This window comes from Frigidibacter sp. ROC022, assembly GCF_024723735.1.
In the GTDB taxonomy this organism is placed as follows: domain Bacteria; phylum Pseudomonadota; class Alphaproteobacteria; order Rhodobacterales; family Rhodobacteraceae; genus SLM-1.
Genome location: NZ_JANQDU010000001.1, coordinates 1,028,469 through 1,054,289 on the forward strand (window position 1 = coordinate 1,028,469; position 25,821 = coordinate 1,054,289).

General features: G+C 65.7%; 28 protein-coding genes. 11 read left to right on the forward strand and 17 right to left on the reverse strand.

The features are described from left to right. Positions 1–10: 10 nt before the first annotated feature. On the reverse strand, positions 11–1,327 hold the full coding sequence (locus tag NUW50_RS04955) for an ATPase (protein ID WP_275981934.1): 1,317 nt from the start codon (positions 1,325–1,327) through the stop codon (positions 11–13). 153 nt (positions 1,328–1,480) lie between these two features. Between NUW50_RS04955 and NUW50_RS04960 the strand changes: the two genes are divergently transcribed. Further along, positions 1,481–3,109 carry a hypothetical protein gene (locus tag NUW50_RS04960; RefSeq protein ID WP_258287954.1) on the forward strand — a complete coding sequence of 543 codons (1,629 nt, stop codon included), beginning with the start codon at positions 1,481–1,483 and terminating at the stop codon, positions 3,107–3,109. A gap of 76 nt (positions 3,110–3,185) precedes the next feature. On the opposite strand, the gene NUW50_RS04965 is transcribed toward NUW50_RS04960, so the two are convergent. The 14 genes from NUW50_RS04965 to NUW50_RS05030 all read right to left on the reverse strand — a co-directional run bounded on the left by NUW50_RS04965 (position 3,186) and on the right by NUW50_RS05030 (position 15,137). Next, positions 3,186–3,713, reverse strand: coding sequence for an A24 family peptidase (locus NUW50_RS04965; protein ID WP_258287955.1), 528 nt, complete (start codon positions 3,711–3,713; stop codon positions 3,186–3,188). A gap of 5 nt (positions 3,714–3,718) precedes the next feature. Further along, the gene (locus tag NUW50_RS04970; protein WP_258287956.1) at positions 3,719–4,579 is read right to left on the reverse strand and encodes a tetratricopeptide repeat protein; all 861 of its coding nucleotides are present in this window, start codon (positions 4,577–4,579) and stop codon (positions 3,719–3,721) included. Between the two features lie 40 nt (positions 4,580–4,619). After that, complete coding sequence (locus NUW50_RS04975) at positions 4,620–5,180, reverse strand: tetratricopeptide repeat protein (RefSeq protein ID WP_258287957.1); 561 nt, start codon at positions 5,178–5,180, stop codon at positions 4,620–4,622. Between the two features lie 50 nt (positions 5,181–5,230). Next, positions 5,231–6,235, reverse strand: a complete 1,005-nt coding sequence (locus NUW50_RS04980; protein ID WP_258287958.1) for a type II secretion system F family protein — start codon at positions 6,233–6,235, stop codon at positions 5,231–5,233. 9 nt (positions 6,236–6,244) lie between these two features. Continuing rightward, positions 6,245–7,213, reverse strand: a complete 969-nt coding sequence (locus NUW50_RS04985; protein WP_258287960.1) for a type II secretion system F family protein — start codon at positions 7,211–7,213, stop codon at positions 6,245–6,247. Between the two features lie 11 nt (positions 7,214–7,224). Continuing rightward, entirely contained in the window at positions 7,225–8,667 is a 1,443-nt protein-coding gene (locus tag NUW50_RS04990; protein WP_258287961.1) for a CpaF family protein, read from the reverse strand. Positions 8,668–8,687: 20 nt separating this feature from the next. Continuing rightward, on the reverse strand, positions 8,688–9,932 hold the full coding sequence (locus NUW50_RS04995; RefSeq protein WP_258287962.1) for an AAA family ATPase: 1,245 nt from the start codon (positions 9,930–9,932) through the stop codon (positions 8,688–8,690). A gap of 247 nt (positions 9,933–10,179) precedes the next feature. Then, a complete protein-coding gene (locus tag NUW50_RS05000; protein ID WP_258288307.1) occupies positions 10,180–10,794 on the reverse strand; it encodes an OmpA family protein in 615 nt (204 codons plus the stop codon). Between the two features lie 47 nt (positions 10,795–10,841). Next, on the reverse strand, positions 10,842–12,254 hold the full coding sequence (locus tag NUW50_RS05005) for a type II and III secretion system protein family protein (RefSeq protein ID WP_258287963.1): 1,413 nt from the start codon (positions 12,252–12,254) through the stop codon (positions 10,842–10,844). A 269-nt stretch (positions 12,255–12,523) separates the two neighbouring features. Then, the gene (gene cpaB, locus NUW50_RS05010) at positions 12,524–13,387 is read right to left on the reverse strand and encodes a Flp pilus assembly protein CpaB (protein ID WP_258287964.1); all 864 of its coding nucleotides are present in this window, start codon (positions 13,385–13,387) and stop codon (positions 12,524–12,526) included. A 149-nt stretch (positions 13,388–13,536) separates the two neighbouring features. Further along, positions 13,537–13,725: a Flp family type IVb pilin gene (locus NUW50_RS05015; protein WP_258287965.1), complete on the reverse strand. Its 189-nt coding sequence runs from the start codon at positions 13,723–13,725 to the stop codon at positions 13,537–13,539. A gap of 251 nt (positions 13,726–13,976) precedes the next feature. After that, entirely contained in the window at positions 13,977–14,168 is a 192-nt protein-coding gene (locus NUW50_RS05020; RefSeq protein WP_258287966.1) for a hypothetical protein, read from the reverse strand. Between the two features lie 318 nt (positions 14,169–14,486). Continuing rightward, a complete protein-coding gene (locus NUW50_RS05025) occupies positions 14,487–14,678 on the reverse strand; it encodes a Flp family type IVb pilin (protein ID WP_258287967.1) in 192 nt (63 codons plus the stop codon). Positions 14,679–14,945: 267 nt separating this feature from the next. Next, on the reverse strand, positions 14,946–15,137 hold the full coding sequence (locus NUW50_RS05030; protein WP_258287968.1) for a hypothetical protein: 192 nt from the start codon (positions 15,135–15,137) through the stop codon (positions 14,946–14,948). Between the two features lie 304 nt (positions 15,138–15,441). Here NUW50_RS05030 and NUW50_RS05035 point away from each other — a divergent pair, with 304 nt between their 5' ends. Beyond that, positions 15,442–16,332: a lytic transglycosylase domain-containing protein gene (locus tag NUW50_RS05035; protein WP_258287969.1), complete on the forward strand. Its 891-nt coding sequence runs from the start codon at positions 15,442–15,444 to the stop codon at positions 16,330–16,332. 26 nt (positions 16,333–16,358) lie between these two features. Further along, complete coding sequence (locus NUW50_RS05040) at positions 16,359–17,795, forward strand: UbiA family prenyltransferase (RefSeq protein ID WP_258287970.1); 1,437 nt, start codon at positions 16,359–16,361, stop codon at positions 17,793–17,795. 100 nt (positions 17,796–17,895) lie between these two features. On the opposite strand, the gene NUW50_RS05045 is transcribed toward NUW50_RS05040, so the two are convergent. After that, complete coding sequence (locus tag NUW50_RS05045; RefSeq protein WP_258287971.1) at positions 17,896–18,657, reverse strand: tellurite resistance TerB family protein; 762 nt, start codon at positions 18,655–18,657, stop codon at positions 17,896–17,898. Positions 18,658–18,779: 122 nt separating this feature from the next. On the opposite strand from NUW50_RS05045, the gene NUW50_RS05050 reads away from it, so the two are divergent. Beyond that, positions 18,780–19,667, forward strand: coding sequence for an NAD-dependent epimerase/dehydratase family protein (locus NUW50_RS05050; RefSeq protein WP_258287972.1), 888 nt, complete (start codon positions 18,780–18,782; stop codon positions 19,665–19,667). Between the two features lie 14 nt (positions 19,668–19,681). Here the strand turns inward: NUW50_RS05050 and NUW50_RS05055 are convergent, their stop codons facing one another. Next, positions 19,682–20,323 carry an ImuA family protein gene (locus NUW50_RS05055; RefSeq protein ID WP_443135089.1) on the reverse strand — a complete coding sequence of 214 codons (642 nt, stop codon included), beginning with the start codon at positions 20,321–20,323 and terminating at the stop codon, positions 19,682–19,684. Positions 20,324–20,447: 124 nt separating this feature from the next. On the opposite strand from NUW50_RS05055, the gene NUW50_RS05060 reads away from it, so the two are divergent. The 7 genes from NUW50_RS05060 to NUW50_RS05090 all read left to right on the forward strand — a co-directional run bounded on the left by NUW50_RS05060 (position 20,448) and on the right by NUW50_RS05090 (position 25,705). Further along, positions 20,448–20,888 (forward strand): DsrE family protein, encoded by a 441-nt coding sequence (locus tag NUW50_RS05060; RefSeq protein WP_258287974.1) that lies wholly within the window; start codon positions 20,448–20,450, stop codon positions 20,886–20,888. Between the two features lie 94 nt (positions 20,889–20,982). Beyond that, positions 20,983–22,023, forward strand: coding sequence for an aldo/keto reductase (locus NUW50_RS05065; protein WP_258287975.1), 1,041 nt, complete (start codon positions 20,983–20,985; stop codon positions 22,021–22,023). A 127-nt stretch (positions 22,024–22,150) separates the two neighbouring features. After that, positions 22,151–23,065, forward strand: coding sequence for a 3-keto-5-aminohexanoate cleavage protein (locus NUW50_RS05070; RefSeq protein ID WP_258287976.1), 915 nt, complete (start codon positions 22,151–22,153; stop codon positions 23,063–23,065). Further along, positions 23,062–23,403: a hypothetical protein gene (locus tag NUW50_RS05075; protein WP_258287977.1), complete on the forward strand. Its 342-nt coding sequence runs from the start codon at positions 23,062–23,064 to the stop codon at positions 23,401–23,403. Before NUW50_RS05070 ends, NUW50_RS05075 begins: the two co-directional genes overlap by 4 nt. 13 nt (positions 23,404–23,416) lie before the next feature. Then, on the forward strand, positions 23,417–23,878 hold the full coding sequence (locus NUW50_RS05080; protein WP_258287978.1) for a lipocalin family protein: 462 nt from the start codon (positions 23,417–23,419) through the stop codon (positions 23,876–23,878). Beyond that, positions 23,878–24,246 carry a hypothetical protein gene (locus tag NUW50_RS05085; RefSeq protein WP_258287979.1) on the forward strand — a complete coding sequence of 123 codons (369 nt, stop codon included), beginning with the start codon at positions 23,878–23,880 and terminating at the stop codon, positions 24,244–24,246. Before NUW50_RS05080 ends, NUW50_RS05085 begins: the two co-directional genes overlap by 1 nt. Position 24,247: 1 nt before the next feature. Then, the gene (locus NUW50_RS05090; protein ID WP_258287980.1) at positions 24,248–25,705 is read left to right on the forward strand and encodes a carnitine 3-dehydrogenase; all 1,458 of its coding nucleotides are present in this window, start codon (positions 24,248–24,250) and stop codon (positions 25,703–25,705) included. Positions 25,706–25,821: the final 116 nt, after the last annotated feature.

Below are 25,821 nucleotides of genomic sequence, written 5' to 3' on the forward strand. Positions count from 1 at the left end.
CGCCCGCGGGTCAATGGACGATCTCGCCCTCTTCGACGAACATGTTGGCCCAGGCGCGGTCGATCAGCTCGGGCGTCATCTGGTAGGGGATGCCCTCGAACTCGCAGATCGCGATCATCTGGTCGATCAGGAAGATCGGCTGATAGTTGGCGTAGACATTGTCGATGGTCGGGTATTTCACCTTGATCAGATGGACCAGCGCCTGTTCGTCCAGCGGCATCTTCTTCTTGCGCGCCACCATGGCGAAGATCTTCAGGAAGTCTTCCTGGCTGGGGCCGTCGATCTTGATCTTGAAGAAGATCCGGCGCAGCGCCGCCTTGTCGAAGATCTTGTTCGGGTGGAAGTTGGTCGAGAAGATCACCAGCGTGTCGAAGGGTACCTCGAACTTCTCGCCCGATTGCAGGGCGAGGATATCGCGGCTTTCCTCCAGCGGCACGATCCAGCGGTTGACGATCGCCTGCGGCGGTTCCTTCTGGCGGCCGAGGTCGTCCACGATGAAGACGCCGCCCGAGGATTTCATCTGCAAAGGTGCCTGGTAGGTCCGCGAGGTGGGGTTGTAGACGAGGTCGAGCATCTCCAGCGACAGTTCACCGCCGGTGATCACCGTTGGACGCTCGCAATAGACATAGCGGCGGTCGTATTTGGCGGCGGTGCGGCGCAGCGAATTGGGATCGTCCTCGGGTTCGGGCGCGAGGGTGTGCACGATCGGGTCGTAGACCGAGATCACCTGGCCCTGGTATTCGACGGCGCGGGGAACATAGATCGTGTCGCCGAGGGCGTCGCGGATACCGTTCGAGATCGAGGATTTGCCGTTGCCCGGCGGGCCGTACATGAGGATCGAGCGGCCCGAGCCGACGGCGGGGCCGAGATGGTCGATCAGTTCGGGCGGCAGGATCAGATGGCCCATGGCGCCCAGCAGCCGGTCGCGGGTCATGGTGATGTTGCGGATCGACTGTCTCTTCATCTGGATGCCGTAGCGTTCCAGCGGCACCGGCATGGCGCCGAAATATTCGGACTGGGACAGCGCATCCAGCGCCCGCGCCTTGCCGGCGTCGGCCAGCTGATAGCCCATCTCCTTGCCGGCGGTGGCGCTCAGGGTGCCGGTGGCTTCCACAAGCCGCTGGCTTCGCGCCAGATCGACCAGTTCCTGCGTCACCGGGATCGGCAGGCAGAGCACGCGCGACAGGGCGCTGACCTCGGTCAGGTTCTGCCGGAACATGGTCTTCAGCAGGATGTCGCGCAGCATGACGGTGTTCAGGCCGGTGTCGGCCAGGTCCTTGGGCTGCGGCGGCGCGATGATGCCGGAGGTCTGGGTCTGGATGTTCATGGTCGAGCCTGTTGAATGCTTATTGCGAACTGCTTCTTGTTTTGTGTCGAATCTACCACCTGAACCCCGTTTTGGACACTAATTTCGGCGATTTGTTGGCGGTGCGATGCCGGGGCCGATAGAGTTTGCGAAAAAATCGACAGGAGCAGCCCCTTGAAGCGACCCAACCCAGTTCTTCTGTTCGGGCTTCTTGCCGCGGCTCTGGCTTTGATCGGCGGCATGGAACTGCTGAAGGGCGGGGTCTTCATTGCCAAGCATGAAGGCGACACGCTGCATCTGCTGGACATCGTCAGCCGGATGGCCGATGGCCAGCGCATCCATCAGGATTTCATGACCCCGATCGGGGTCCTGGCCTTTGCGCCGATCGTGGCGGTCTTTGCCGCAGGGGCGACGATCGGCAAGGCGATGATCCTGGCGCAGATCGGCACGGCGCTGGTGCTGTTGCCGGCGATCTGGTGGGTGGCGCAGCGCCTGCCGCGGCTGGCGGCCTATCTGGTCGGGCTCTATCTGGTCGTGCTGTGCATGGCGCTGACCTATGGCGGCACCGAAGTCACCCTGTCGATGTCCATGCATTACAACCGATGGGCCTGGGTCCTGGCCTATCTGGCGCTGCTGCCGGCCCTGGTCCCGGCCCGGGCCAGGCGCCGCGCCGAGACCCTGGACGGGCTGGTGATCGGCCTGGCGATGGCGGCGCTGGTGCTGCTGAAGATCACCTATTTCATGGCCCTGCTGCTGCCGGTCGTGGTTTCGCTGGCAATGCTGAACGCCCGGCGGACGCTGTTGACGGCGTTTCTGGCCGGGGTCGCGGTGGCGCTGGTGGTGACGCTCTGGGGCGGGCCGGCCTTCTGGCTGGGCTATATCGGCGATCTCAGGACGGTCGCCGAGTCGCCCCTGCGGACCCAGCCGGGCCTGCCGATCGGAAACCTGATGGGGGCGCCGTCCTTCCTGCCGATCAACATCCTGCTGCTGCTGTCGGTGGTGCTGATGCGGCAGGCGCATCGCGGCCGGGTCGGGCTGGTGCTGCTGCTGTTGCTGCCCAGCATGCTCTATATCGAGCTGCAGAATTTCGGCAACGATCCGCAATGGCTGGTCCTGCTGGGCGTGCTCTTGATGACGCTGCGGCCCGGCGCCGAGATGGTCAACGGCTGGGGCTGGAACCTGCGCAACGCCTTCAACCTGACGGCGGCGGCGGTGATGGCCTTTGCGGCGCCCTCGGTGCTCAACCTCGGCTATTCACCCTGGCGGCATCTCTGGCTCGACACGTCGGACTATGTCGCGATGATCCCCAACAACCCGCGCTATGGCGACCTGGGCCTGCCACAGGTGCGCTATGCCCGCGCCGACGGGAAGATTCCCCTGGATGGCGAGGGATCGGGGCTGGATCATCTGGCGAGCTTTGCCGAGCGCGACAAGGACGAGGCCGAACTGTCGGGGGAACCATTGCGCAGCTGCGGCCTGGAAATGGGGATCGAAGGGGTTTTCGACGCGGTGGCCGGGGATCTGAAGAAGGCGGGCTTCGAGGGCCGGCGGATTTTCGAAGCCGATCTGTTCAACGCGCTGTGGCTGTTCGGTGATTTCCCGCCGCTGATCGGCGCCGCGCCCTGGTATTACGGCGGCACGCCCGGGATGGCGGATGCCGATCTGGTGCTGGTGCCCGAATGCGCGGTCAGCCTGCCGGCCCGCAAGACCAAGCTCGATGCGATCAGCGAGGCCGGCTATGTGCTGGCGCCTATTCGCGAGACGCCGCTCTACACGCTTTACAGCGTTACCCCGCCCGGGTGAGGCGTTAAGGGCCGATGGCTGCGGGGGGCAGTCCCGTGTCCGGCAGTTGCACCTGCGGGCGCCGGTCCGGGCGGTCTCAGACCCCGTAGACCGCGACCAGGATCAGGTAGAAGATCAGCGCGCCGCCCAGAGCCAGGCCCATCGGAAAGTCATGCCGGGTCCAGCTCTGCCACTCCGGGGTGACGCGGCGGGCGAAGGGCAGGGCGCGAAAGCCCCGATGGGTGGCGAAGGCGGCCAGGAGCACCGAGGCGAAGAGGATCATGATCAGCTTGCCGTCGGCGGTCGCCACCAGGGGTGAGGCGGCGGCGGCGAATTTCACGTCTCCGGCGCCGACGCCGCCGAACTGGTTCAGAAAGAAGCCGATTGCCAGCACCGCCAGCGCCTGCACCAGCCGCCAGCCGTATTCGGGCAGCGGCAGCGCCACCAGCCCGGCCCCCAGGAAGCAGCCGAACAGCAGCAGCACCGACTTGTTGGGAATCCGCATTGCCTTCAGGTCGGTCCAGGCCACATAGACCGAGATCGGCACCGCGAAGGGCAGGAACCACCAGGCTGACCACCGGCTGGCGGCCACCGGCGGGTCAATCGACGCTAGCCAGTCCAGCATCGGCTTCAGCCGTTCGAGACATTGGCTTCCAGCGCCTTGAGGCTCCGCACCGCGGCCTCGAAGTGCTGGGGATTGGTGTCGATGGCTTCGCGCAACAGGCCCTTGCCGATCGTCACGTCGCCCTGCTTGATCGCGGCCAATGCCAGCGTGTAGAGCAGCTGCGCCCGCTCTTCCTGCGTCATCGGCACCACCGGCAGATCGTAGATCCGCTGTGCGCCGCGTGCCAGGACGAGGTTGTTCTTGGCGGTGAACAGGTTTCGGTCATAGGTGATCGCCTGACCGAATTTCTGCTCGGCGGCCTTGTAGTCGCCGCGGGTCAGTTTCGAGTAACCCCAGTTGTTGTAGGTTGTCGCCGGGGTCGTGGTCAGGCCGACGGCGGTTTCGTAGAAGCTGTCGGCCTTGTCCCATTTCTTCTGGGTGTCGGCGATCATCGCTTCCAGCCGGTAGCGCTTGAAGGTCTCATGCGTCGGCGGGACCTGGTTCAGGACCTTCTCGGCCTCGTCCCATTTGTTGTTGCGGATCAGCGCATCGGCCAGTTCCACCTTGTCGTCCAGGGTCGAGTTGGGATCGGCCACGACCGCGGCCCAGGCCTGGGCGGCTTCGGGGTTGCGCTTGGCGCGGATCAGCGATTGCGCATAGCCGCGCTTCAGATCGACCCGATCCGGGTTCTGGGCCAGGGTCTTCTTGAAATAGGCCACCGCCTCGTTCGGGTCGGCAACGGTCAGCATGATGTCGTTGAGATTGCTCTCGTCGATGACGTTGACGTCCTTCAGGGCGCGTTCGACCTCGGCATCCGAGCTCTTCTGGCATCCAGAAACGGCAACCGCTCCGCCTAGGCAGAGCGTCAGAATCAGTGAATGGCGCATGGCCTGCGTCCTTGTCCTGCTCTCTATGCTCTTCGCTTTTCTAGTGTTCTGAGAGAAGCAGGTATTCCCCGCTTCCACGTCGCACCAATGCGAAGTTGTTATCCGGTTCAGAGTAACTTGGATTGTCCAGTTTGGCCAATGCCAAACGCAGATTATCGCGGATCCGGGCACTTTCGCCACTGTCGAGCGCGTAGGCCCGCTTGAAGGTCTCGACCGCTTCGCCGATCTTGCCGCGTTCCATCAGGACCACGCCCAGGTTGTTCCAGGCCGGAACGAAGGTCTGGTCCACCTCCAGGGCGCGGCGCAGCAGCAGTTCGGCCTGACCCAGGCGGCCGAGGCCGAGATTGGCTGAACCTATGGCCGACAGCACATCGACCGAGGTGCCGTGTTCGGCGGCGGCGCGGTAATAGGCCTTCAGCGCCAGGTCGTATTCGCCGGCGGCCATCAGCCTGTGGCCGACGATCAGCCCGTCGACGGATTCGCCGCGGGCGCGCAGGGCAGGGGCATAGGGATTTCCGTCAAGACCAGGGCCGCCCGCGTTTCCGCAGGCGGCCAGCAAGGCGAGGCTGAGAAAGGCGGCTGCCCTGTTGTGTCCGGTCATCAGGTCCTTTTTCCGCCCGGGCCGCGACCCGGGTGATGTCTTGCAGTGCCTCAGAACTTCGCGTTGTTCAGCGTCTGGTAGATATCGTAGAGCGAAGGCCCGATCAGGATGATCAGAAGCGGCGGCACCGTCAGCATCATTGTGGCAAGGGTCATCTTGGTCGGCAAGGTGTTGGCCTTCTCTTCGGCGCGCATTACGCGCTTGTCGCGCATTTCTGCCGCATAGACCCGCAGGGCTTCGGCGATCGACGTGCCGAAAGAGGCCGACTGGATCAGCACGGTGACGAAAGAGGCGACATCGACCACACCGGCCCGTTCGGACATGTCGCGCAGCACCGAAATCTTGTCCTTGCCGGCCTTGACCTCGTAGCTGACGATGTCGAATTCGTCGGCCAGGGCAGGGAAGCCGGCGCGGATTTCCTTGGCGACGCGGATGATCGACTGATCCAGCGACTGGCCGGCCTCGACGCAGACCAGCATCATGTCCAGCGCGTCGGGAAAGCCGTTGGTGATCTCTTCCTGCCGGGTCTGCTGGCGCTTGGTGACCCAGTATTTCGGCAGCATGTAACCCGCGATGCCGGGGCCGAGGATGACCAGCATCATCTTGGTCGGGGTCATCGGCTCGTCATTGGTGGCGCCTTGCAGCACCGCATAGGCGACACCGGCGATCAGCAGCAGGATGCCCAGGGCGAATTGCGCGAAATGATAGTGCCGCACCGCGTTCTTGGAGCGGTAGCCGGCCTGCACCAGCTTCAGCTTGATCGCCGAATACTGCGCCTCGTCCTGCGGTTCGAGGAAGGTGGCGTATTTCTCGAGCTTGTCCTTCTTGGTCTCGGCGCGCAGCGACTTTTCCTTGCCGCCCTTGGCCTTGGCGCTCGGAATGCGCTGTTCGCGCAGCCGCTCCAGCGGGTCCTTCTGCTTTTTCAGCAGGACCGGCAGGGTCAGCAGGATCAGGAAGAAGCCTGCCACTCCGGCCAGAACCAGCGGGCCGAAGGGGCCCAGCGTGTCGGTGAGCATCGCGTTGAACGGTGCAAAGATGCCTTTGAGAGTTTCCATGGTCGGCCCCTACACCTTGATGTTCACGAGCATGCGCATAACGAAGATATTGACCGTCAGGAACGCGGCGACGATCAGACAGGCCGGGATGAAGACCGACGTCTGCTTGACCTCGTCGTAATAGCCGGGCTGCAGGACGTTGATCATCACCAGCGCGCCGAGCGGGAAGACCGACAGGAACATGCCCGACCATTTCGCTTCGGCAGTGATCGCCTTGACCCGACGGAACAGCTTGAAGCGGGCCCGGATCACCTTCGACAGACCGTCCAGGATCTCGGCCAGGTTGCCGCCCGACTGCTGCTGGATCGAGACCGCGACCGCGAGGAAGCGCATGTCCTGGGTGTCGATCCGCTCGGCCATGTTCTTCAGGCTTTCGCTCATGTCGCGGCCATAGGCGGCCTCGTCGGCGATGACGCCCATTTCCGAGCCCAGCGGGTCCGGCACTTCCTTGGCGACGATGTTCACCGCCGAGGAGAACGGGTGGCCGACGCGCAGCGAGCGCACCATCAGCTCGACCGCATCCGGCAATTGTTCCTCGATCATCGCCATCCGCTTCTTGGCCTTCTTGTTGACCCAGACGTAGATGCCGCCGATCCCCATGGCGATTGCCACCGCGATCCGCACCGGCAGTTCGGCCGCCGTGGCCACGGTCAGCCCCATGAAGGCGACCACCGCCAGCACGCCCATCATGATGATCAGCTGCGAGGGGGTGAAGGCGATGTTGGCCTTCTGCGCCTTGTTGGCGAGGATCGCGTAGAGCGGGATCGAGCGCGACTTGAGGTGCTGGCTCATCTCCTTGCGGAGCTGTTCCAGAACCTGCTCGCGGCCCTGACCCTTTTCCAGCATCTCGAGCCGGCGGTTGACCCGGTTGTTGAGCGAAATGGATTTGCCGAAGACCGTCAGGTAGACGCCTTCGACCAGGACCAGCACGGCGATGAAGATCAGGCCGTAGATGATCGGTTCGGCTGAGATGACCATGAAACTCGCTCCTATTGCGCCGCGACCGGCTCGAACAAGGATGCCGGGAGGTCGTAGCCCCATTGCTTGAAGCGCTCGGAATAGTGCGAGCGCACGCCGGTTGCGGTGAAGCGACCGATGATCTTTCCGTCCGGTCCCAGACCCTGGCGCTGGAAGCGGAACACCTCCTGCATCGAGATGACCTCGCCTTCCATGCCGGTGATCTCGGTGATCGACACCATGCGGCGCGAACCGTCCTGCAGACGGCTGGCCTGCACGACCAGGTTGACGGCGCTGGCGATCTGCGCCCGGACGGCCTTCAGCGGCATCTCGATCCCGGCCATGGCGATCATGTTCTCCAGACGGGAAACGGCGTCGCGGGCCGAGTTGGCGTGGATCGTGGTCATCGAGCCGTCGTGGCCGGTGTTCATGGCCTGCAGCATGTCGATGACCTCTTCGCCGCGGGTCTCGCCGACGATGATCCGGTCGGGACGCATCCGCAGGGCGTTGCGCAGACAGTCACGCTGGGTGACGGCGCCACGGCCCTCGACGTTCGGCGGGCGGCTTTCCATCCGGCCGACATGGGTCTGCTGCAGCTGAAGTTCGGCCGTGTCCTCGATCGTCAGGATCCGTTCCGCGTTGTCGATGAAGCTCGACAGCGCGTTCAGCGTCGTGGTCTTGCCCGAGCCGGTCCCGCCCGACACGATGACGTTCAGCCGGCAGGCGACGGCCGCTTGCAGGAACACCGCCATTTCCTCGGTGAAGGCGCCGAACCTGACGAGATCGTCAATCGCCAGCTTTTCCTTCTTGAACTTCCGGATCGAGACCAGCGAGCCGTCCACTGCGACCGGCGGCACCATGGCGTTGAAACGCGAGCCATCGGCCAGGCGGGCGTCGACATAGGGGTTCGACTCGTCGACCCGGCGTCCGACTGCGGAAACGATCTTGTCGATGATCCGCAGCAGGTGGCGTTCGTCCTTGAAGGTGATGTCCGAGAGCATCAGCTTGCCGTCGCGTTCGACGAAGATCTGATGCGGGCCGTTGACTAGGATGTCGTTGACCGTTTCGTCCTTCAGCAGCGGCTCCAGCGGCCCGAGGCCGGTGACCTCGTCGTAGAGCTCCTGGTTCAGGTGCTGGCGTTCCTCGCGGTTCAGCACCACCGCCATCTCTTCCAGCGCCTCGCCGGCGATCGAGGTGATCTCGGCGCGCAGGTCGGCTTCGGCGGCGGATTCAAGGGCCGAGAGGTTCAGGTTGTCGAGCAGCCGCTTGTGCAGCTCGACCTTGATCTCCTGCAACCGCTCCTTGCGCTTGCGTTCCTTGTCGGCCGGGCCAGGGGCCGCGGCGACGGTGGGGCGGCGTTGCGCGAGCGCGGGCTTGGCCGCGGCGACCGCGGCCTTGGGGGCGGCGGCGGGCGGCACGGCGGCCAGAACCGGCTTGGCCTTGCCGCTGTCGGATTTCTTGTAACGCGAAAACACGGGCGATTACTCCTTGGACCTCAGGCGGCTTTCGAGGCCACCGACTGGTTGACCTCATGCACCGACTTGGCCAGTTTCTGGATTTCCTTGCGCAGCGCGTTCTTCGCGGCGCTCTCGGCCAGGGGCAGGCCGTGGTCATTGGATTGCGTCACCTGCTTGCCGCCGTCGGGCATCAGCAGTTCGATGTCGATGTCCAGGCTTTCGGCCATCCGCTTGATCCGGCTCTTGCCGGACAGGTCGAACTGCCCCGGCGCCCGGTTCATCACATAGCGCAGCTTCTCGTAGGGCAGTTCCTCGCCCTTCAGGGCCCGGATGATCCGCAGGCAGTTCTGCGCCGAGCGCATGTCCTGTTCGAGCAGGGCGAAATAGACATGGGCCTCGTGCAGGACGGTCTCGGTCCATTGCACGAAGGTCTTCGGCATATCGACGACGACATAGTCGAAATTGGTCCGGGCGACTTCGAGAATCTTGGCCACGTCGGCCGGGTTGATGAGGTCGAGCGGCAGCAGGTCGGACGGGGCGGTCAGCACATGCAGCTTTTCGTTGAACGGCTGCAGGGCCAGCATGAAGGACTCGCTGTCCATCCCTTCGGTGTCGCTGAGCATCTCGTAGACGGCTTCGCGGCGCGGCAGGTCGAGATAGGTCGAGACCGAGCCATGTTGCAGGTCGAGGTCCAGAATGCAGACGCGCGGCGGGGACTTCTTGTCGATATTGGCCAGTTCCCAGGCCAGGTTGACCGCGAATGTGGTCGCGCCGTTTCCGCCGGCCATGCCCTGTACCGGCAGGATGACGCCTTCGCGGTCGCCGGTGGCCTTGAGCACCTGGTTGGCAGGCTGGGCTTCGGGCGCCGGGGCAGGGGGCTTGTTCATCCGCTCCAGCGCATCGTGCAGCGCGCCGTCGGGCAGCGGGTAGGGAACGAATTCCTCGGCCCCGAGCTTGAGCAGCTGGTGCAGGGCGATCGGCGAGACTTCCTCGGCGATCACGATGACCTTGATGCCCTGCTTGATGGCGGTGCGGATCACATCGACGACGCCGGCAAGGTTGTCCTCGTCCTCGTTGTCGATGGCCACGGCCACGAACTTCAGATGCGAGGCATCAGGTTGCGCCAGGAATTGCCGGGCATCCGCAAAGGACAGGTCGCCCCAGGCTTCGCCGCATTCGGTTTCCATATCCTCGATCAGAAGATCGAAGTTCTGAACGTCCCGCGAGATCGTGCAAGCCACGATCGGTGCAGCCTCTGGTCGCAATGCAGGCGTACTCGACATACCTCAACGTCCTTTCAATCGTGCCAGGACCCGTGCATGCCCCGATATCCCCCGGAGCTTTGCGCAATCCCCTTCCGTCCGATTCCGGCATATTGCCGCCAAACCGGCCCCACGAATTGAAAGTGCTGGGAAATAAGGGCAACAATTGGGCGAAAGGCGCGTATTATTTCGGAATCACGTGGTGATCCTGCGGCTTTCGCCCAATCGTTTACCGACCGGTCATTAGAGCCTGACCGGAGAGCTGGGCTTAGTTTCCGGCGCTGTCCACGGTGCCGGCTTCGTTCTTCGAGGAGACCTCGGTCGCGCTTTCGACATATTCGCGATGGATGACCTGGGCATACTTGCCGTTCAGGATCGTCGGGTGACGCCCGACAAATCCGGAAACCTCGGTCACCGTGCGGCGATTGCGGCGCTCCTTGTCCTGGGTCACGATCAGGGGCTGGGTCTCGCCGTAGGAGACCACCGCCTGCAGGCGCGAGCGCGAGATGCCGCGGGTCGCGAGATAGGCGACCACCGCATTGGCGCGGCGCAGGCCAAGACGCTTGTTGTAGGCGTTCGAACCGACCAGGTCGGTATGACCGAAGACCTTGAACTTGACCTCGGGGAACTGCCGGATCCAGTCGGCCTGCTTGTCCAGGATCGCCCGGGCCTGACCATCCAGCGTGGCCGAGTTGAACGCGAAGTTCACCATGGTCGGAACGTCGTTGGCAAAGCGCTGGTTGAGGTTGACCACATAGTCGAGCTCGCCCGACATGATCAGCCTGTTGTTCATCGTCGGGTTGCCGAAGCCACCCTCGTCGAGGAACTTTCCGGCCTCGCCGTTCCACTGGCTGCCCTCGGTGCAGGCGCCGAGCGCCAGCATCGAAGAAACGAGAAGGATCGTCGTGGATTTCTGTGCCAACATGCGCCTCACTCCATCACATAGCCATAGGGGCCGTTGAAGTCCTGCTTGGCGACCTCGCCAGCCGCACCGGGCTGGGCAACGGTCTTGCCGCGAAGGAACAGATCGGCCTCGCTTGGCGGCTTGACGCGATCGGTCGGAAGCGCCAGCGCCTCACCCCGGATCGGGGTCACGAGATGCGGGGTGACGATGATCACCAGTTCCGATTGGTTGCGTTCGTAGTTGGCCGAACGGAACAGGGCACCGAGAACCGGGATGTCGCCCAGCCAAGGCACCTGGCCGCTGAGATCCTGGAAATCATCCTGCAACAGGCCGGCGATGGCAAAGCTCTCGCCGTCGCGCATCTCCACGGTCGTCGCGGTTTCGCGACGCCGGAAGGCCGAGACCGAGAAGCCGTTGTTGTTGAAGGTGACCGTCGAGTCGATGCCCGAAACCGCCGCCTTCATTTCCAGGTTGATGATATCGCCGTCCACGACCCGGGGGGTGAACTTCAGCTCGACCCCGAAGGGCTTGTACTGGATGGTGACATTGCCGTCGGAGCCGACCACCGGGATCGGGTATTCGCCACCCGCCAAGAAGCTGGCCTCCTGCCCGGAGAGGGCGGTGAGGTTCGGTTCGGCCAGGGTGCGCACCACCCCTTTGGATTCCAGCGCTTCCAGAAGCACCGCGAATTCCATCCCGCCGGCATTGAAGCCCAGGGTAAAGCGCCCTTCGGCCTCGTTGCCCGAGGCCGGCGCGGTGGCCGGGTTGCCATCGAGCGCCGAGACGATGTTGCCGTTGTCGGTGAACTGCCCGGTGCCGCCGATCGCGCCCAGCGAACTGTTGTTGCGGACCGCCAGCGAGGACGAGAGCGACTTGGACACCGAACGCGACATCTCGGCGAAGCGCACCTTCAGCATGACCTGCTGGGTGCCGCCGACGCTCATCAGGTTCGAGACCCGCTCCGGCGCGTAACGCTCGGCCAGGTCGAGCGCCCGGTCCAGTGCGATGATCGAGCTGACGGTGCCCGACAGCACGATGCCGTCATTGGCGGTGCGGACCTCGATCTTCTCGCCCGGGAGAATCTGTTGCAGACGCTCCTTGAATTCGGCGATGTCGGGGGCGACCTGCACCTCGACATTGGTGATCAGCCGCCCGTCCGGCCCCAGAAGGGTCAGCGTGGTGCGGCCCGGCGCCTTGCCCAGCACATAGATCGTCCGGTCCGACAGCGTGGAAATATCCGCGATGTTGGGGTTGGCGATCGAAAGTTCGGCAAACGGGACGTCACTCTCGACGACCACGGCCCGGTTCATGGGAACGTTGAGCGAACCCGAAGGTGAACCCGACATGACACGCAGCGTTTCTGCTCCGGCAGGAGCGGCTTGTGCCAGTGCCAGCGAAAAGCCGACAAGCGCGGCCTGTAGAAATCTGTCGATTTTCATTGTGATCCTGCCTCTCCGATCACGCCTCTGGATTGGGTCTTTTCTGCCCGATTGTCGAAAGCATGCGTCAACTCGGCTTTTATTGCAACGTTCAAACGGTTGCCCTGCGTTGCTGATGTGGATAAGTCACAGGGTTACAGTTTTCGCAGCAGGGGTTGGCGTCGCGGCGGGGCGTCAGGATGCCCGGCGCGGGCGGCCCCGCGGCACATGCAAAAAGGCCGCGCCGGGTTTCCCTGGCGCGGCCTTTTCGGACTGAAAGTGTTACCCGATCAGTTGGTGCATTCCACCGGAACTTCGATCAGCTCGCCGCCCTTGCGGGTCTTGATCGTGCAGACCTTCTGCTCTTCTGCCTGGACGACCTTGCGTTCCTCGATGCCCAGCAGGGTGCGCTGATCGACATTGGCGGCTTCCGCCACGGTGTTGTCCGAAGCGCCGACAAGGCTGAGCGACAGGCGGCCCGAGGATTGCGCCTGGGCCAGCGAGGCGACCTGTTGCGGGGTCAGCTCGACCGTCACGGTGCGCGCGATCGAGGGGTTGTTCCGGTCGCCGTCGGCGGACTGGTCGACCGCGATCAGGGACACGCCGGCTTCGATCAGCTTGGTGATGTCGCCGCGAACCGGCCCATCCGGGCCGTTCATGACGACGTTGCCGGTCCAGTAGATGTCGACCCGGTCACCCGGGCGCAGGAAGCCCGAGACGCCGGTCTGCACATCGACCTGAATGGCGAAGGCCCGCATGCCCTTGGACAGTCGCGACGAGACCCCGGCATCCTCGCCTGGCTCGGTGACCTTGACGGCCAGGATCGGCTCGTCCTTTTCCATCGCGCGCGTGACCGTGCGCAGCTCTTTTTCATCCTTGGGGAACAGGGTGCCGTCGGCGACGAGGAACGCGCCCTCGGGGAGGGCGGTTTCCGGCCAGGGCACGGCCCGAACGTCTTCCGGCTTCAGGCGTTCACCATAGCGCACGGGGCGGGTGGCGACATAGACTTCCTTGGTCGGCACGATCTGCGCCCTGGCGGCGCGTTCGGCCTGCAATTCAGCCTGATATTCGCTGACATAGCCCCGGGCCATGTAGACCGCAAAACCGGCCAGCCCGATGCCGAGAATGAGAACAAGTCCAAAGACCATGCGCATGTTGAGTTCCTTTCACTTCCCGTCTGTCCCGCCATGCGGCAGGTCTTGTTCCGGGTCGTATCCTCTCTGCCAGCCAATCTTGGCCATTTTGCGGTATAATGGCGGAGATCCGAGGAATTGTTGCGCACCCGTCAACCAGGAGGCAAAGCCTATTGGGTCGCGACGGTAATGCTCGATGCCAGCGTGCTGGAAATCGAATTGCCGATATTGGTAGGTCCGCTGCGCATGATGGCAACAACGCCCAGGCCCATTCCGACAACCGCGGCGGTAAGAACCACCCAATCGACGGTCACGGCGCCATCTTCGTCCTCGCGGACCTTGCGGAAGAGTTTCATCATCTTTCGTACTCCGACTCTGCGCCGCTCCGGGCGGCCTTGACCCCGCAATGAAATTGCATGCCGATTACGGCTGAAATTTGACGCCCGCAGGACCGTTTAAAGGGAAAGACCGTTTCCGGATGGCGATCCGGCCCGGCCCGGGAACCGGACGAAAAGGCTGCGCGAGCTGCGGATCGGGTTGGTCATTTAAGGAAAAGGGCCGCGACCGGTGACGGTCGCGGCCCTGAACTTGGCCGGTAAGGCGCGTTCGATCAGTTGGTGCTGACCGAGATGCTGCCGAGGCCGGTCGAGATCTTGCTGGCCAGGCCATTGGCGCCGCCGCGAACGGTCGACATGACGGCCAGGCCGAGGCCGACGATGGCGGCGGTCAGCACGACCCAGTCAACGGTGACGGCACCGTCTTCGTCTTGCTGGAACTTCTTGGTGATCTTGAACAGTTTCATGATGGTCCCTCCGTGGAGCTGCTTGAACATCCTTGGCGAGGGACCAGGTAATCTGGCGTCTCGCTTGGATGCTTCCTGTTTGCCGTCAGATTCGGGCGGGAGTTGGGCGCGAATCGTACAATTTCAGAGTCAATTCCAAGCGATTCTGCGGTGTTGCGTGCGGCCTGCCGGGCTTTGTCCCGAATCGAGTTCCGCGGCAGCTGCGGGGCGCTTGACGGACGTCGGACCAGTCCGAGGGCTCATTTGTCTTCAGACAGAAGAAAGGGCCGCGACCGGTGACGGTCGCGGCCCTGAACTATGCCGGTGAGGCGCGTTCGATCAGTTGGTGCTGACCGAGATGCTGCCGAGGCCGGTCGAGATCTTGCTGGCCAGGCCATTGGCGCCGCCGCGAACGGTCGACATGACGGCCAGGCCGAGGCCGACGATGGCGGCGGTCAGCACGACCCAGTCGACGGTCACAGCACCGTCTTCGTCTTTCTGGAATCTTTTGGTCATCTTGAACAGTTTCATAGGTCCCTCCGTAGAACTGTTTACAAATCCATGCGCGCTATCCGGTGCATCCGGCCACCGCCTTGGAATGCTCGCAATAAGCGCGAGGAATCGGGCATGAATTGGACCCGAAACGGGTATTTTCGGACTGATTGCGAAGAAATTTTGTGGCGGGGGCCTGAAAACAAGGGGTTTCGTCGATCGCCTGGCCGCCACTCGCAAAGAAAAGGGGCGGCGCCCCGTGCCGGCCGCCGCCCCTGGATGGTTCGTCTCGTCCTGGGCCTTCGATCAGTTGGTGCTGACCGAGATGCTGCCCAGACCGGTCGAGATCTTGCTGGCCAGGCCATTGGCGCCGCCGCGAACGGTCGACATGACGGCCAGGCCGAGGCCGACGATGGCGGCGGTCAGCACGACCCAGTCAACGGTCACCGCGCCGTCTTCGGCATCGCGGAACTTCTTGGTGAACTTGAAAAGCTTCATTGGACCCTCATTCTTGCCCGATTGTCTCTGCCGGCAGGCAGACCTCTGCTGGGTCTGTCCCGGGCCGGTGCATTCAAATGCCTGCCGGATTGCGGCGAGAATGCGGCGCGGGTCGGGCAATTGTGGCGGCGCGGGCCGTCGTGCTGTTTCCGCAACGTTTCGTCGGTGCTGGGCGCCACCAATGGCAGGAATGCCATAGCCAGAATCCCTTGCGCGCGGCGGGAAGGCTCGGGACTGGCCAAGCGGGGCTGCATTTGCCAGTCTCGGCGGCAATAACAAAGAAACCGACCCGAGGCAGACACCGATGCGGATATTTCCGGCTCTTGGCCCGACGTTCGGCCTGACAGTTCTACTCTGCGCGGGCGGGCTTGCGCCGGTGGCGCCGGTCGTTGCCGGGGACGCCCCGGAGTTCAAGGATTTCACCTTCAAGCGCGTGGCCGCGCCGAAGAAGGGCAGCACGGCGAAACGGATCACCGTGCAGATCACCGAGCCCTATCCGCCGCCGCCGGGCAAGCGCAAGGACAAGACCGGAGACAAGGCCGGGGAAGGGGATGATGCCGGCAATGCGGTCGCCGCCGCCCCGGCCGGCGACGCCTATGCCTGGTACTGGAATGCGGTCTCTCCCGATATCGGTCTCTCTCCCGGAGGGGGCCGGTTCCTGGCTGCGGTCGAGGCGCTGTCCAAGGCGCCGGCAGGCAAGGGGGTGAACGCGCCGCGCCTGCAGACCCTGCAAGGCATTGCCGCGGCGCATGGCACCGAAATCCTGAAGGCCACGATCGGCACCAAGGTGTCGCCGGCGCTGGTGCTGGCGGTGATCGCGGTCGAGAGCGGCGGCAATGCGGCGGCGGTTTCGGGCGCCGGGGCGCAGGGGCTGATGCAGCTGATGCCCGACACCGCGGCGCGCTTCGGGGTGACCGAGGCCACCGACCCGGTGCAGAACATCAAGGGCGGCGTCGCCTATCTGGACTGGCTGATGGGCGAATTCTCGGATGATGCGGTGCTGGCCCTGGCCGGCTACAATGCCGGCGAGGGCGCGGTGCGCAAGAATGCAGGGGTGCCGCCCTATCCCGAGACCCGCGGCTATGTGCCCAAGGTGCTGGCGGCCTGGAAGGTGGCGCGCGGGCTTTGCGTGACCCCGCCGCAGCTGCCCGGTGACGGCTGCGTCTTCATGGTGCGCGCGGCGCGGAACGACTGAACAGCAAGCCGAGCCGAGAGAGACCCATGGCCCCGATCAAACCCCTTGTGCTTGACGTGGACGGCACCTTTCTGCGGACCGACATGCTGTTCGAGTGCTTCTGGGCCGGCCTGGGCCGGAACCCGGGCGCCGTGCTGTCGGCCTGCATCGCCCATTGGCGCGACCCGGCGGCGCTGAAACGCCAGCTGGCCGGGATCGCGCCGCTGCGCACCGATCTGCTGCCGGTCTCGCCGGAACTGCTCGATCTGGCGAAGAGCTCGGTCGAGGCGGGACGCGAGGTGGTGCTGGCCTCGGCCTCGGACGAGCAGCTGGTGAAGCGGCTGGCCGCCGACCACGGGCTGAGCGAGCGGGTCTTTGCCTCGGACGGGGTGGTGAACCTGAAGGGCAGGGCCAAGGCGCAGGCCCTGGTCGCCGCCTATGGCGAGAAGGGCTTTGACTACGCCGGCAACGAGCCGGTGGACCGCGACATCTGGGACCATGCCGAGAATGCGCTGGTGGTGGGCGACCTGCCGCGGGTGACCGGGGCGATGACCCGGGCCGGGCAGAACGTGGCCGAATATCCCGGCGGCTGGAAGGCCCGCGACCTGGTCCGGGCGCTGCGGCCGCATCAATGGGTCAAGAACGTGCTGCTGCTGGTGCCGATGCTGGCGGCGCACAACTTTGCCCTGGCGACCCTGCTGCATGTGTTGATCGGCATGGCGGCCTTCTCGATGGCGGCCTCGTCGATCTATGTGGTCAACGACTTGCTGGACCTCGAGGCCGACCGGCTGCATCCGACCAAGTTTCGCCGGCCCTTTGCCAGCGGCGCGGTGCCGATCCGGATCGGGATGTGGGCCTCGGGCGTGATGGGGCTGGGCGCCCTGGTGCTGGGCCTCTGGCTGGGGGCGCCGTTCTTCTGGATCGTGATGCTCTATATGGCTCTGTCGCTAGCCTATTCGCTGCGGCTGAAGCGGCTGCGCTGGATCGACATCGCCACGCTGGCCTCGCTCTATACCATCCGGGTGGTCGCGGGCGCGGCGGCGGGCGCCGTCTATGTCTCGGGCTTCCTGCTGGTCTGGATCTTCCCGGTCTTCATCGCGCTCGGCGGGGTCAAGCGGCTGACCGAGCTGACCCTGGCGACCTCGGACGAGCGGCTGCCGGGCCGCGGTTATGGCCGGCCCGACCGGGGCGACCTGCTGAACGTGGCGATCCTCGGCGTGGTCGGCGCCTTGCTGACCTTCTTCCTCTATACCTTCACCGAACAGGCGCGGACGCTCTATCCGCTGCGCTGGTTGCTGTGGGTGGCGATGCTGCCGATGGCGGCCTGGCTGATCCGCATGGTCTGGCTCGGCTATACCGGCAAGCAGGACTACGACCCGATCGTCTTCGCGATGAAGGACCTGCGCGGGCTGGGGCTGATCATGCTGACGCTCAGCCTGATGTTCTATGCCGCGGGGATCTGGCAACTCCTGTTCGGACTCTAGACGAGCGGCGCGGGTCGGCTGGCCGGGGAAGGGGGGCGCTGCCCCCCGGCTGCGCCTCCCCCCGGAGTATTTGGGCCCCGAAGATCGGGGCAGGGCGCGGCTAGCGGTAGAGCGGCGGGGCGCCGAGGCGCTGGTGGATCGCGTTGACCGCCGCGGGGTCGAGACCGAGACCCTGGGCCAGCCCGTGCAGATATTGTGCTTCGGACTGTTCGTCGAGACGGATCGCCAGAAGAGACATCATGTAGACCTGCGCCTCGGCGCCCTCGGGTGTTTCCGAGACGAGGCCGGGAAGATCGACCGGGCGATCCATCTCGGCCTGGAGGAACTCCATTTCGGCATGGCCGGGGCGGCCCATCCGCTCGATGATCCGGCCGCGCTCCTCGCGGTCGATGCGGCCGTCGGATTTGGCGGCCTGCAGCATTGCCCGGATCAGCAGCCGGGCGAGTTCTTCCTGCGGGTCGGGCGCAGCGCGGCGGCCGGCCGAGGATTGCGGCGCGTCGGGCGCGGGCCGCCGCGGCGGGGCCGGGCGGCGGCGGGCGCTGCCGCCGGGACGTGAGAGCGCCGAGAGATCGTCCAGCGCCGCGCCGATGTCGCCGCCCCGGCCCGGAGCCGCACCGCCCTGGGCCCGGCGCAGGAGAGCGCCGAAACCGCCGGCGGCCTGCGGCGCCGCCGGCGCGGCGGGGGATGGCCGTCCCGGCGCCGCGTTCATCTCGGCCGGGGCGGATTGCGGCGCGGCCGCCGCCCCGGGAGCGGTGTTCATCGGCGCGTCGGCGGCGGCGCGGCGGGCGGATGGCGCGGGGGGCGCGGTCCGTGGCGGAGGGGCCTCCATGGCGTCGATCACCATCACGAGTGTTTCCAGCATGCTCATTGTCCGTCCGTCCTCCGCCGTTGTTCCCGGCAGCATGGCAAATCCTGATGCGCATGTCATTTGCCCTTTCGCCGACTCGGGTTCATAACCGGCGCCGCAGAACGGGAGGACCAATCATGCGCATTCTCTTCACCGGCGGCAGCGGCAAGGCGGGACGGGTGGTCGTGCCCTGGCTGCAGGCCCAGGGACACCGGGTGGTGAACTTCGACCTGAAACCGCTGGACCTGCCCGGCGTCGACAACCTGATCGGCGACATCACCGACTCCGGCCATGTCTTCAACGCCCTCACCTCTTACGCCAATTTCGACGAGCTGGAGCCGGGCACCGGGGTGCCGAAGTTCGACGCGGTGGTGCATTTCGCCGCGATCCCGCGGATTCTCATTACCACCGATGACGAGTGTTTCCGGGTCAACACCATGGGCACCTACCGGGTGATCGAGGCGGCGGTGAAGCTGGGCATCCGCAAGGTGGTCTTTGCTTCGAGCGAGACCACCTATGGCGTCTGTTTCGCGGATGGCGAGCGCAAGCCCGACTATCTGCCTGTGGACGAGGAATATGACGTGGTGCCGCATGACAGCTATGCCATGTCCAAGGTCTGCAACGAGGCGACGGCGCGCAGCTTTCAGGCCCGTTCGGGGATCGACATCTACGGGCTGCGGATCAACAACGTGATCGCGCCCGAGCAGTATCGCGACGACTTTCCCTACTGGCTGGATCACCCCGAAGTGCGGCGGCGCAATTTCTTCGCCTATATCGATGCCCGCGACCTGGGCCAGATGGTCGATCTCTGCCTGAAGACCGACGGGCTGGGCTATCAGATATTCAACGTGGCGAACGAGGATCACTCGGTGCGGCTGAAGACCTCGGAGATCGTGGCGCAGTTCTACCAGGGTGTGCCGATGAAACGCGAGATGGGCGAGGACGAGACCTTGTTCTCGATCAGCAAGGCGAAGACCCTGCTGGGGTTCAAGCCGAAGCACAGCTGGCGGACCGAGATCAAGTAGGGGGCGTGCCGGCGTTACCCTGCCGCCGCCCGCGCGATCTCCTCTAGCCGGAACCTGCCGTCGCGGTGGACCAGCCGCCAGTCCTTCGGCGGCGCCAGCCGCGAGCGGCGCCGCGACAGCTGCCAGCCCGGCCCGCCCTCCGTGCGGCCGCGATGGTCCGGCTCGATCTGCCAGCGGCTCTCGACCCCCGGGGCACCGCCGGCGCCCGGGGTCAGCAGCAGGCCCAGCGGATGGTGCCGGGCTCTCTCGGCCCCGGCCTCGGCCGCCAGGTGCAGCCGCCGGACCGGGGTCAGCCCCGGCGGCCCGGGCAGATCGGCCAGCGCCAGCGCCACCGCGCCCGACCGCAGCACCTCTTCCAATGTCCAGAGCATGTCCTCGGGCCGGCGCGGGTAGACGAAGAGGAACCGCCCCGGATCGGCCAGTGCGGCCAGCGCCTCGCCGTTCAGCCGCTCGACCCGCCAGGCCGGCTGGATCCAGACCACCGGGCCGCCGGTCTCGGCCAGGAGCTGACCCGCCAGCATCGCCGCCAGGCTGCGACGCGCCGCGCCGCACAGCTCATGCACCCGGGCCAGCGTCAGCGCCACCTCGCCCGCGAAGCGCAGGGCAGGGCGCCGGTCGGTGCCGGTTCCGTTCCGGGGCAGCAGGTTGATCGGCATGCGGTCATTCATGGTGTTCCCGTTATGTTCTAATCTTCCCGACCGGAGCTGCCAAGGCCCGGGGAAAGTTTTTGCTGACTCATTAGAATATTCGGATATCGTAATCCTATAGAGGGAGGACCAAATGAAACAACTGACCTGCGCCGCGCTGATCGCGCTGGCCCCGATCGCCTTGCCGATGGCCGCCATGGCCGAAGGCCAGACCCACCATGTCGCCATCCATGTCGACGAAGGCGACCCGCCGCTGATGAACATGGCGCTGAACAACGCCCAGAACGTCGCCGCCTATTACGCCTCGCAGGGCGACAAGGTGGTGATCGAGCTGGTCGCCTATGGCCCCGGCCTGGCGATCCTGCTGGAGGGCAGTCCGATGAAGGACCGGATCGCGATGATGTCGCTGGAACTGGACGACATCTCCTTCTCGGCCTGCGCCAACACGATGGCGGCGATGGAGAAGAAGCTCGGCCACAAGATGACCCTGCTCGACGAGGCCGAGGTGGTGCCCTCGGGCGTGGTCCGGCTGATCGAACTGCAGGAACAGGGCTATGCCTATGTGAGGCCCTGAGCCCGTCCACGGCATGAGGCCGCGTTTGCCGACCGCTTGCGCCTGACGTATGGCCCGCTATAGCTGCACCCCGGACAGCAACCGGGGAACAGCCATGAAATACCGTACTCTGGGTGACAGCGGCCTGAAGGTCTCGACGCTCTGCCTCGGGTCGATGACCTGGGGATCGCAGAACACCGAGGCCGAGGGCCATCGGCAGATCGACATGGCCCTGGAGGCCGGGGTCAATTTCATCGACACTGCCGAGATGTATCCGGTCAACCCGGTGCGGGTCGAAACCATCGGCAATACCGAAAAGATCATCGGCAACTGGTTTGCCAAGTCCGGCAAGCGCGACAAGGTGATCCTGGCGACCAAGGCGGCGGGCGCCGGGCAGGCGGCGCGGGGCGGCGCGCCGATCACCGCGGTGACGGTGCGCAACTGCATCGAGGACAGCCTGCGGCGTTTGCAGACCGATGTCATCGACCTCTATCAGTTGCATGTGCCGAACCGCGGCACCTGGTCCTTCCGGCGCAACTGGACCTATGACCCCTCGGTGCAGAACACCGCGGCGGTGGCCGAGAACATGGCCGAGGTGATGGGCGAACTGGCGGCGCAGGTGAAGGCCGGACGGATCCGGGCCTTCGGCCTCTCGAACGAGACCGCCTGGGGGGTGATCGCCTGGAACCGCACCGCGGCGGCCTGCGGCGGGCCGCGGGTGGCCAGCGTGCAGAACGAATATTCGCTGCTCTGCCGGCTCTATGACCTGGACCTGGCCGAGGTCAGCCATCACGAGAACGTGGCGCTTCTGGCCTTCTCGCCCCTGGCCACCGGGCTGCTGACCGGAAAATACGGTGCCGGGATGATCCCGACCCCGTCGCGCCGCGCCCGTTCGCCCGAACTGGGCGGCCGGATCACCCCGCGGGTCTGGGGCGCGGTCGAGGCCTATATGGCGATCGCCAAACGTCACGGGCTGGACCCGGCGCAGATGGCGCTGGCCTTCGTCCTGTCCCGGCCGTTCCTCGGCTCGGCGATCCTGGGGGCCACCACCGAAGCGCAGCTGGCCAATGACCTGGCTGCGGTCGATGTCACCCTGAGCGCCGAGGTGCTGGACGAGATCGCGGCGGCACACAAGGCCTGGCCGATGCCGTTCTGATCCGGTCCGCGCCCGGCCCCGGGGGCAAGGGCAGGGGCTTTCGGCACCATTCCGGTCCGAGCCGTGCCAGCCCTTGCGGAACCGGTCGAAATCGCATTCCCTTTCGGGGGACGGATGGGAGGCGAACATGCCACTGGCCATGAACCGCGAAGTCTTCATCACCTGCGCCGTCACCGGATCGGGGGCGACGCAGGATCGCTCGCCGCATGTGCCGCGCAGCCCCGAGCAGATTGCCGACAGCGCCATAGCCGCGGCCCGCGCCGGGGCGGCGGTGGTGCATTGCCATGTCCGCGATCCCGAGACCGGGGCGCCGTCGCGGCGGCTCGACCTTTACCGCGAAGTGACCGAGCGGATTCGCGATTCCGAGGTCGACGTGGTGTTGAACCTCACCGCGGGGATGGGCGGCGATATCGTCTTTGGCCCACCCGAGCGCCCGATGCCGCCCGGACCCGGCACCGACATGGCCGGCGCCGGGGAGCGGATGGCCCATATCGCCGCCTGCCTGCCCGAGATCTGCACGCTTGACTGCGGCACGATGAATTTCGCCGAGGCCGATTACGTGATGACCAACACGCCGGGCATGTTGCGGGCGATGGGCGCGATGATGACCGAACTCGGGGTGCGGCCCGAGATCGAGGCCTTCGACACCGGGCATCTCTGGTTCGCCAGGCGGCTGGTGGAGGAGGGCGTGCTGCGCGGCCCGGCTCTGGTGCAGCTCTGCATGGGCGTGCCCTGGGGGGCGCCGGACGATCTGCCGACCTTCCTGGCGATGGTGCAGAACGTGCCGCCGGACTGGTGCTTTTCGGCCTTCGGCCTGGGGCGGAACCAGATGGCCTATGTCGCGGCCTCGGTGCTGGCGGGCGGAAACGTGCGGGTCGGGCTCGAGGACAACCTCTGGCTGGCCAAGGGGCAGCTTGCACAAAACGAACAATTGGTGGAGCGGGCCGTGGGGCTTGTCGAAGCGATGGGGGCAAGGGTACTGGGGCCCGAGGAGGTGCGCCTGAAACTGGGCCTGCACAAGCGCGCGCCGGTGCCGGCATGAAGCTGATCCTGCCCCTGTTGCTGGTCCTGGCGCTGAACGGCTGCGAGACCAAGGCGCCCGAGGATGACGGCCTGCTGGGCGGGCCGGTGCCCGCCGACGCGGCGGCCCAGAAGGAAGCCTGCGAAAAGAGCGGCGGACGCTGGGGACGCGGCGGATTGGGAGATTTCAATGTTTGTTACCGCAACACCCGGGATGGCGGAAAGTCCTGCAGCGCCGGGTCCGATTGCGAGGGGCTGTGCCTGGCGCGGTCCCGGACCTGCGCCCCGGTCATCCCGCTGTTCGGCTGCCAGGATATCCTGGGCGACAACGGCCAGCCCGGGACGATCTGCATTGACTAGGGCCGGGTGTGTCTTGGCCCTTTTGCTGGTTTCAGCCTGCGGATTCCCCGGAAACGGCCCGCATGGCAGCCCGCGCGACCCGGATGTGCCGATCAGCTCGATTGCACTTTTCGAACAATCGCGGCTGGAGGGTGACTGGCGCGAGGTGGCCGGCTATCCGCGTGGTTCCGCCGCTGCAGGGGTTTACCGGATCACCTCGGGCGGCGCCGCGATCAGCGGGCCCGGGCGCTATCTGCCGGTTCGGGGCCGCGCGCCGCTGCGCAGGGTGGGGCCGGGGCGGCTGGAGGTGGGCAGGGAGGTGCTCTGGGTGCTCTGGGTCGATGCCGATTACCGGACCCTGGTCCTGGGGAGCCCCGATGGCCAGATCGGCGCGGTGCTCAACCGGGGCGGTCCGATCTCCTCCGACCGGCTCGAGGCGGCGCGCCGGGTGCTGGACTTCAACGGCTATGACCTGTCCCGGCTGGAGGTGCTCTGATGGCGCGGATCGTTCCCCTGGCGACGCTGGCGCTGGCCTGCGCCACGGCGGCCCCGGCCGAAGAGGCCTTCGAAGGCAAATGGGCCGCCGAGCCGGACTGGTGCGCCCATGCCGACCGGATCGGCAGCCATAGCCCGGCGCCGATCCTGGTCACCGCCGAGGAGGTCTCGGGCTACGAGAACAGCTGCTCGGTCACCGAAATCCGGCGCTGGCCGGAGGATGCCGCATGGTGGACGCTGATGCTGTCCTGTGAAAGCGAGGGCGACAGCTACCAAGAACCCCGGCTGCTGATGCTGGCCGAGCCGGACGTGCTGTGGATGTTCTTCGGCGGCGGCGATCCGATCCGTTTCACCCGATGTGGAGGCTGACATGGCAGGCGTTGCGGCGATAATCGGGGGCGGGGTGATCGGCGCCGGCTGGGTGGCGCGGTTCCTGCTGATGGGCTGGGACGTCCGGGTTCATGACCCCGACCCCGAGGCGGCGCGCAAGCTGGCGGCGGTGCTCGACAATGCCCGCGCCTCGCTGCCCGGTCTGCTGGACGTGGCGCTGCCCGGCGAGGGGCGGCTGAGTCTGCATGAAACCCTGGCCGAGGCGGTCGCGGGGGCCGAGTGGATCGGCGAAAGCGTGCCCGAGCGACTGGAACTCAAGCACCGCATCTATCGCGAGATCGAGGCGGCGGCGGACCCCGGGGCGATCATCGGCTCCTCGACCTCGGGCTTCAGACCCTCGCAGTTGCAGGAAGGCTCGGCGCGGCCGGGGCAGATCCTCGTCACCCATCCGTTCAATCCGGTCTATCTGCTGCCGCTGGTCGAACTGGTCGCCTCGCCCGCCAACCCGGCGGACGTGACCGACCGCGCCGCCCGGATCCTGACCGGGATCGGGATGCATCCCCTGAAGGTCGGGGCCGAGATCGACGGCCATATCGCCGACCGGCTGCTGGAAGCGGTCTGGCGCGAGGCGCTGTGGCTGGTGCGTGACGGGGTCGCCACCACGGAGGAGATCGACGACGCGATCCGCTATGGCTTCGGCCTGCGTTGGGCGCAGATGGGCCTGTTCGAGACCTACCGGGTCGCGGGGGGCGAGGCCGGGATGCGGCATTTCATTGCCCAGTTCGGCCCGGCGCTTTCCTGGCCCTGGACCAGGCTGACGGATGTGCCCGAGCTGGACGACGCGCTGGTCGAACGGATCGCCAGCCAGTCCGACGCCCAGTCGGGCGCCCGTTCGATCCGCGATCTGGAACGGATCCGCGATCACAATCTGGTCGCCATTCTCCGCGGGCTGAAGGGCCAGAACTGGGGGGCAGGGCAACTGCTGAAGGCCCAGGATGAGCGGCTGCGCCCGGAACCGGGCGATCTGGGCCGGCCGATCGAAAGCCTGCGTCGCGCGGTGCCGCTCGACTGGACCGATTACAACGGCCACATGACCGAGGCGCGCTATCTGCATGCATTCGGCGATGCCACCGACCGGATCATGCTGCTGATCGGTGTCGATCCGGCCTATCTGGCCCGCGGCGGCAGCTTCTTTACCGCCGAAACGCATATCCGCCATATCGACGAGGTTCTGGCCGGGGCGATGATCCGGGTCGAGACGCTGGTGCTGGAGGGGCGGGGCAAGAAGATGCATCTGTTTCACCGGATGTTCGCCGAGGAACCCGGCGGCGACCGGCTGCTGGCGACCGGCGAGCACATGCTGATCCATGTCAGCCTGGAGACCCGCAAGGCCTGCGATCCCGAGCCGGAACTGGCGGCCCGGCTGGGGGCGATTGCCGAGGCGCACGCAAGGCTGCCGCGCCCCGACGGGGTGGGGCGCAGCGTCGGCCGGAAATAGTCAGCCATACCTCAGGGTCTTCAAAACCGCCAAAAGCACGGAATATTCCATAATCTGGACCGCCTGGCCTTGTAGTCTTGTGCCGGCCGGGCGAAGTCTCCGAACATCCTTTCATT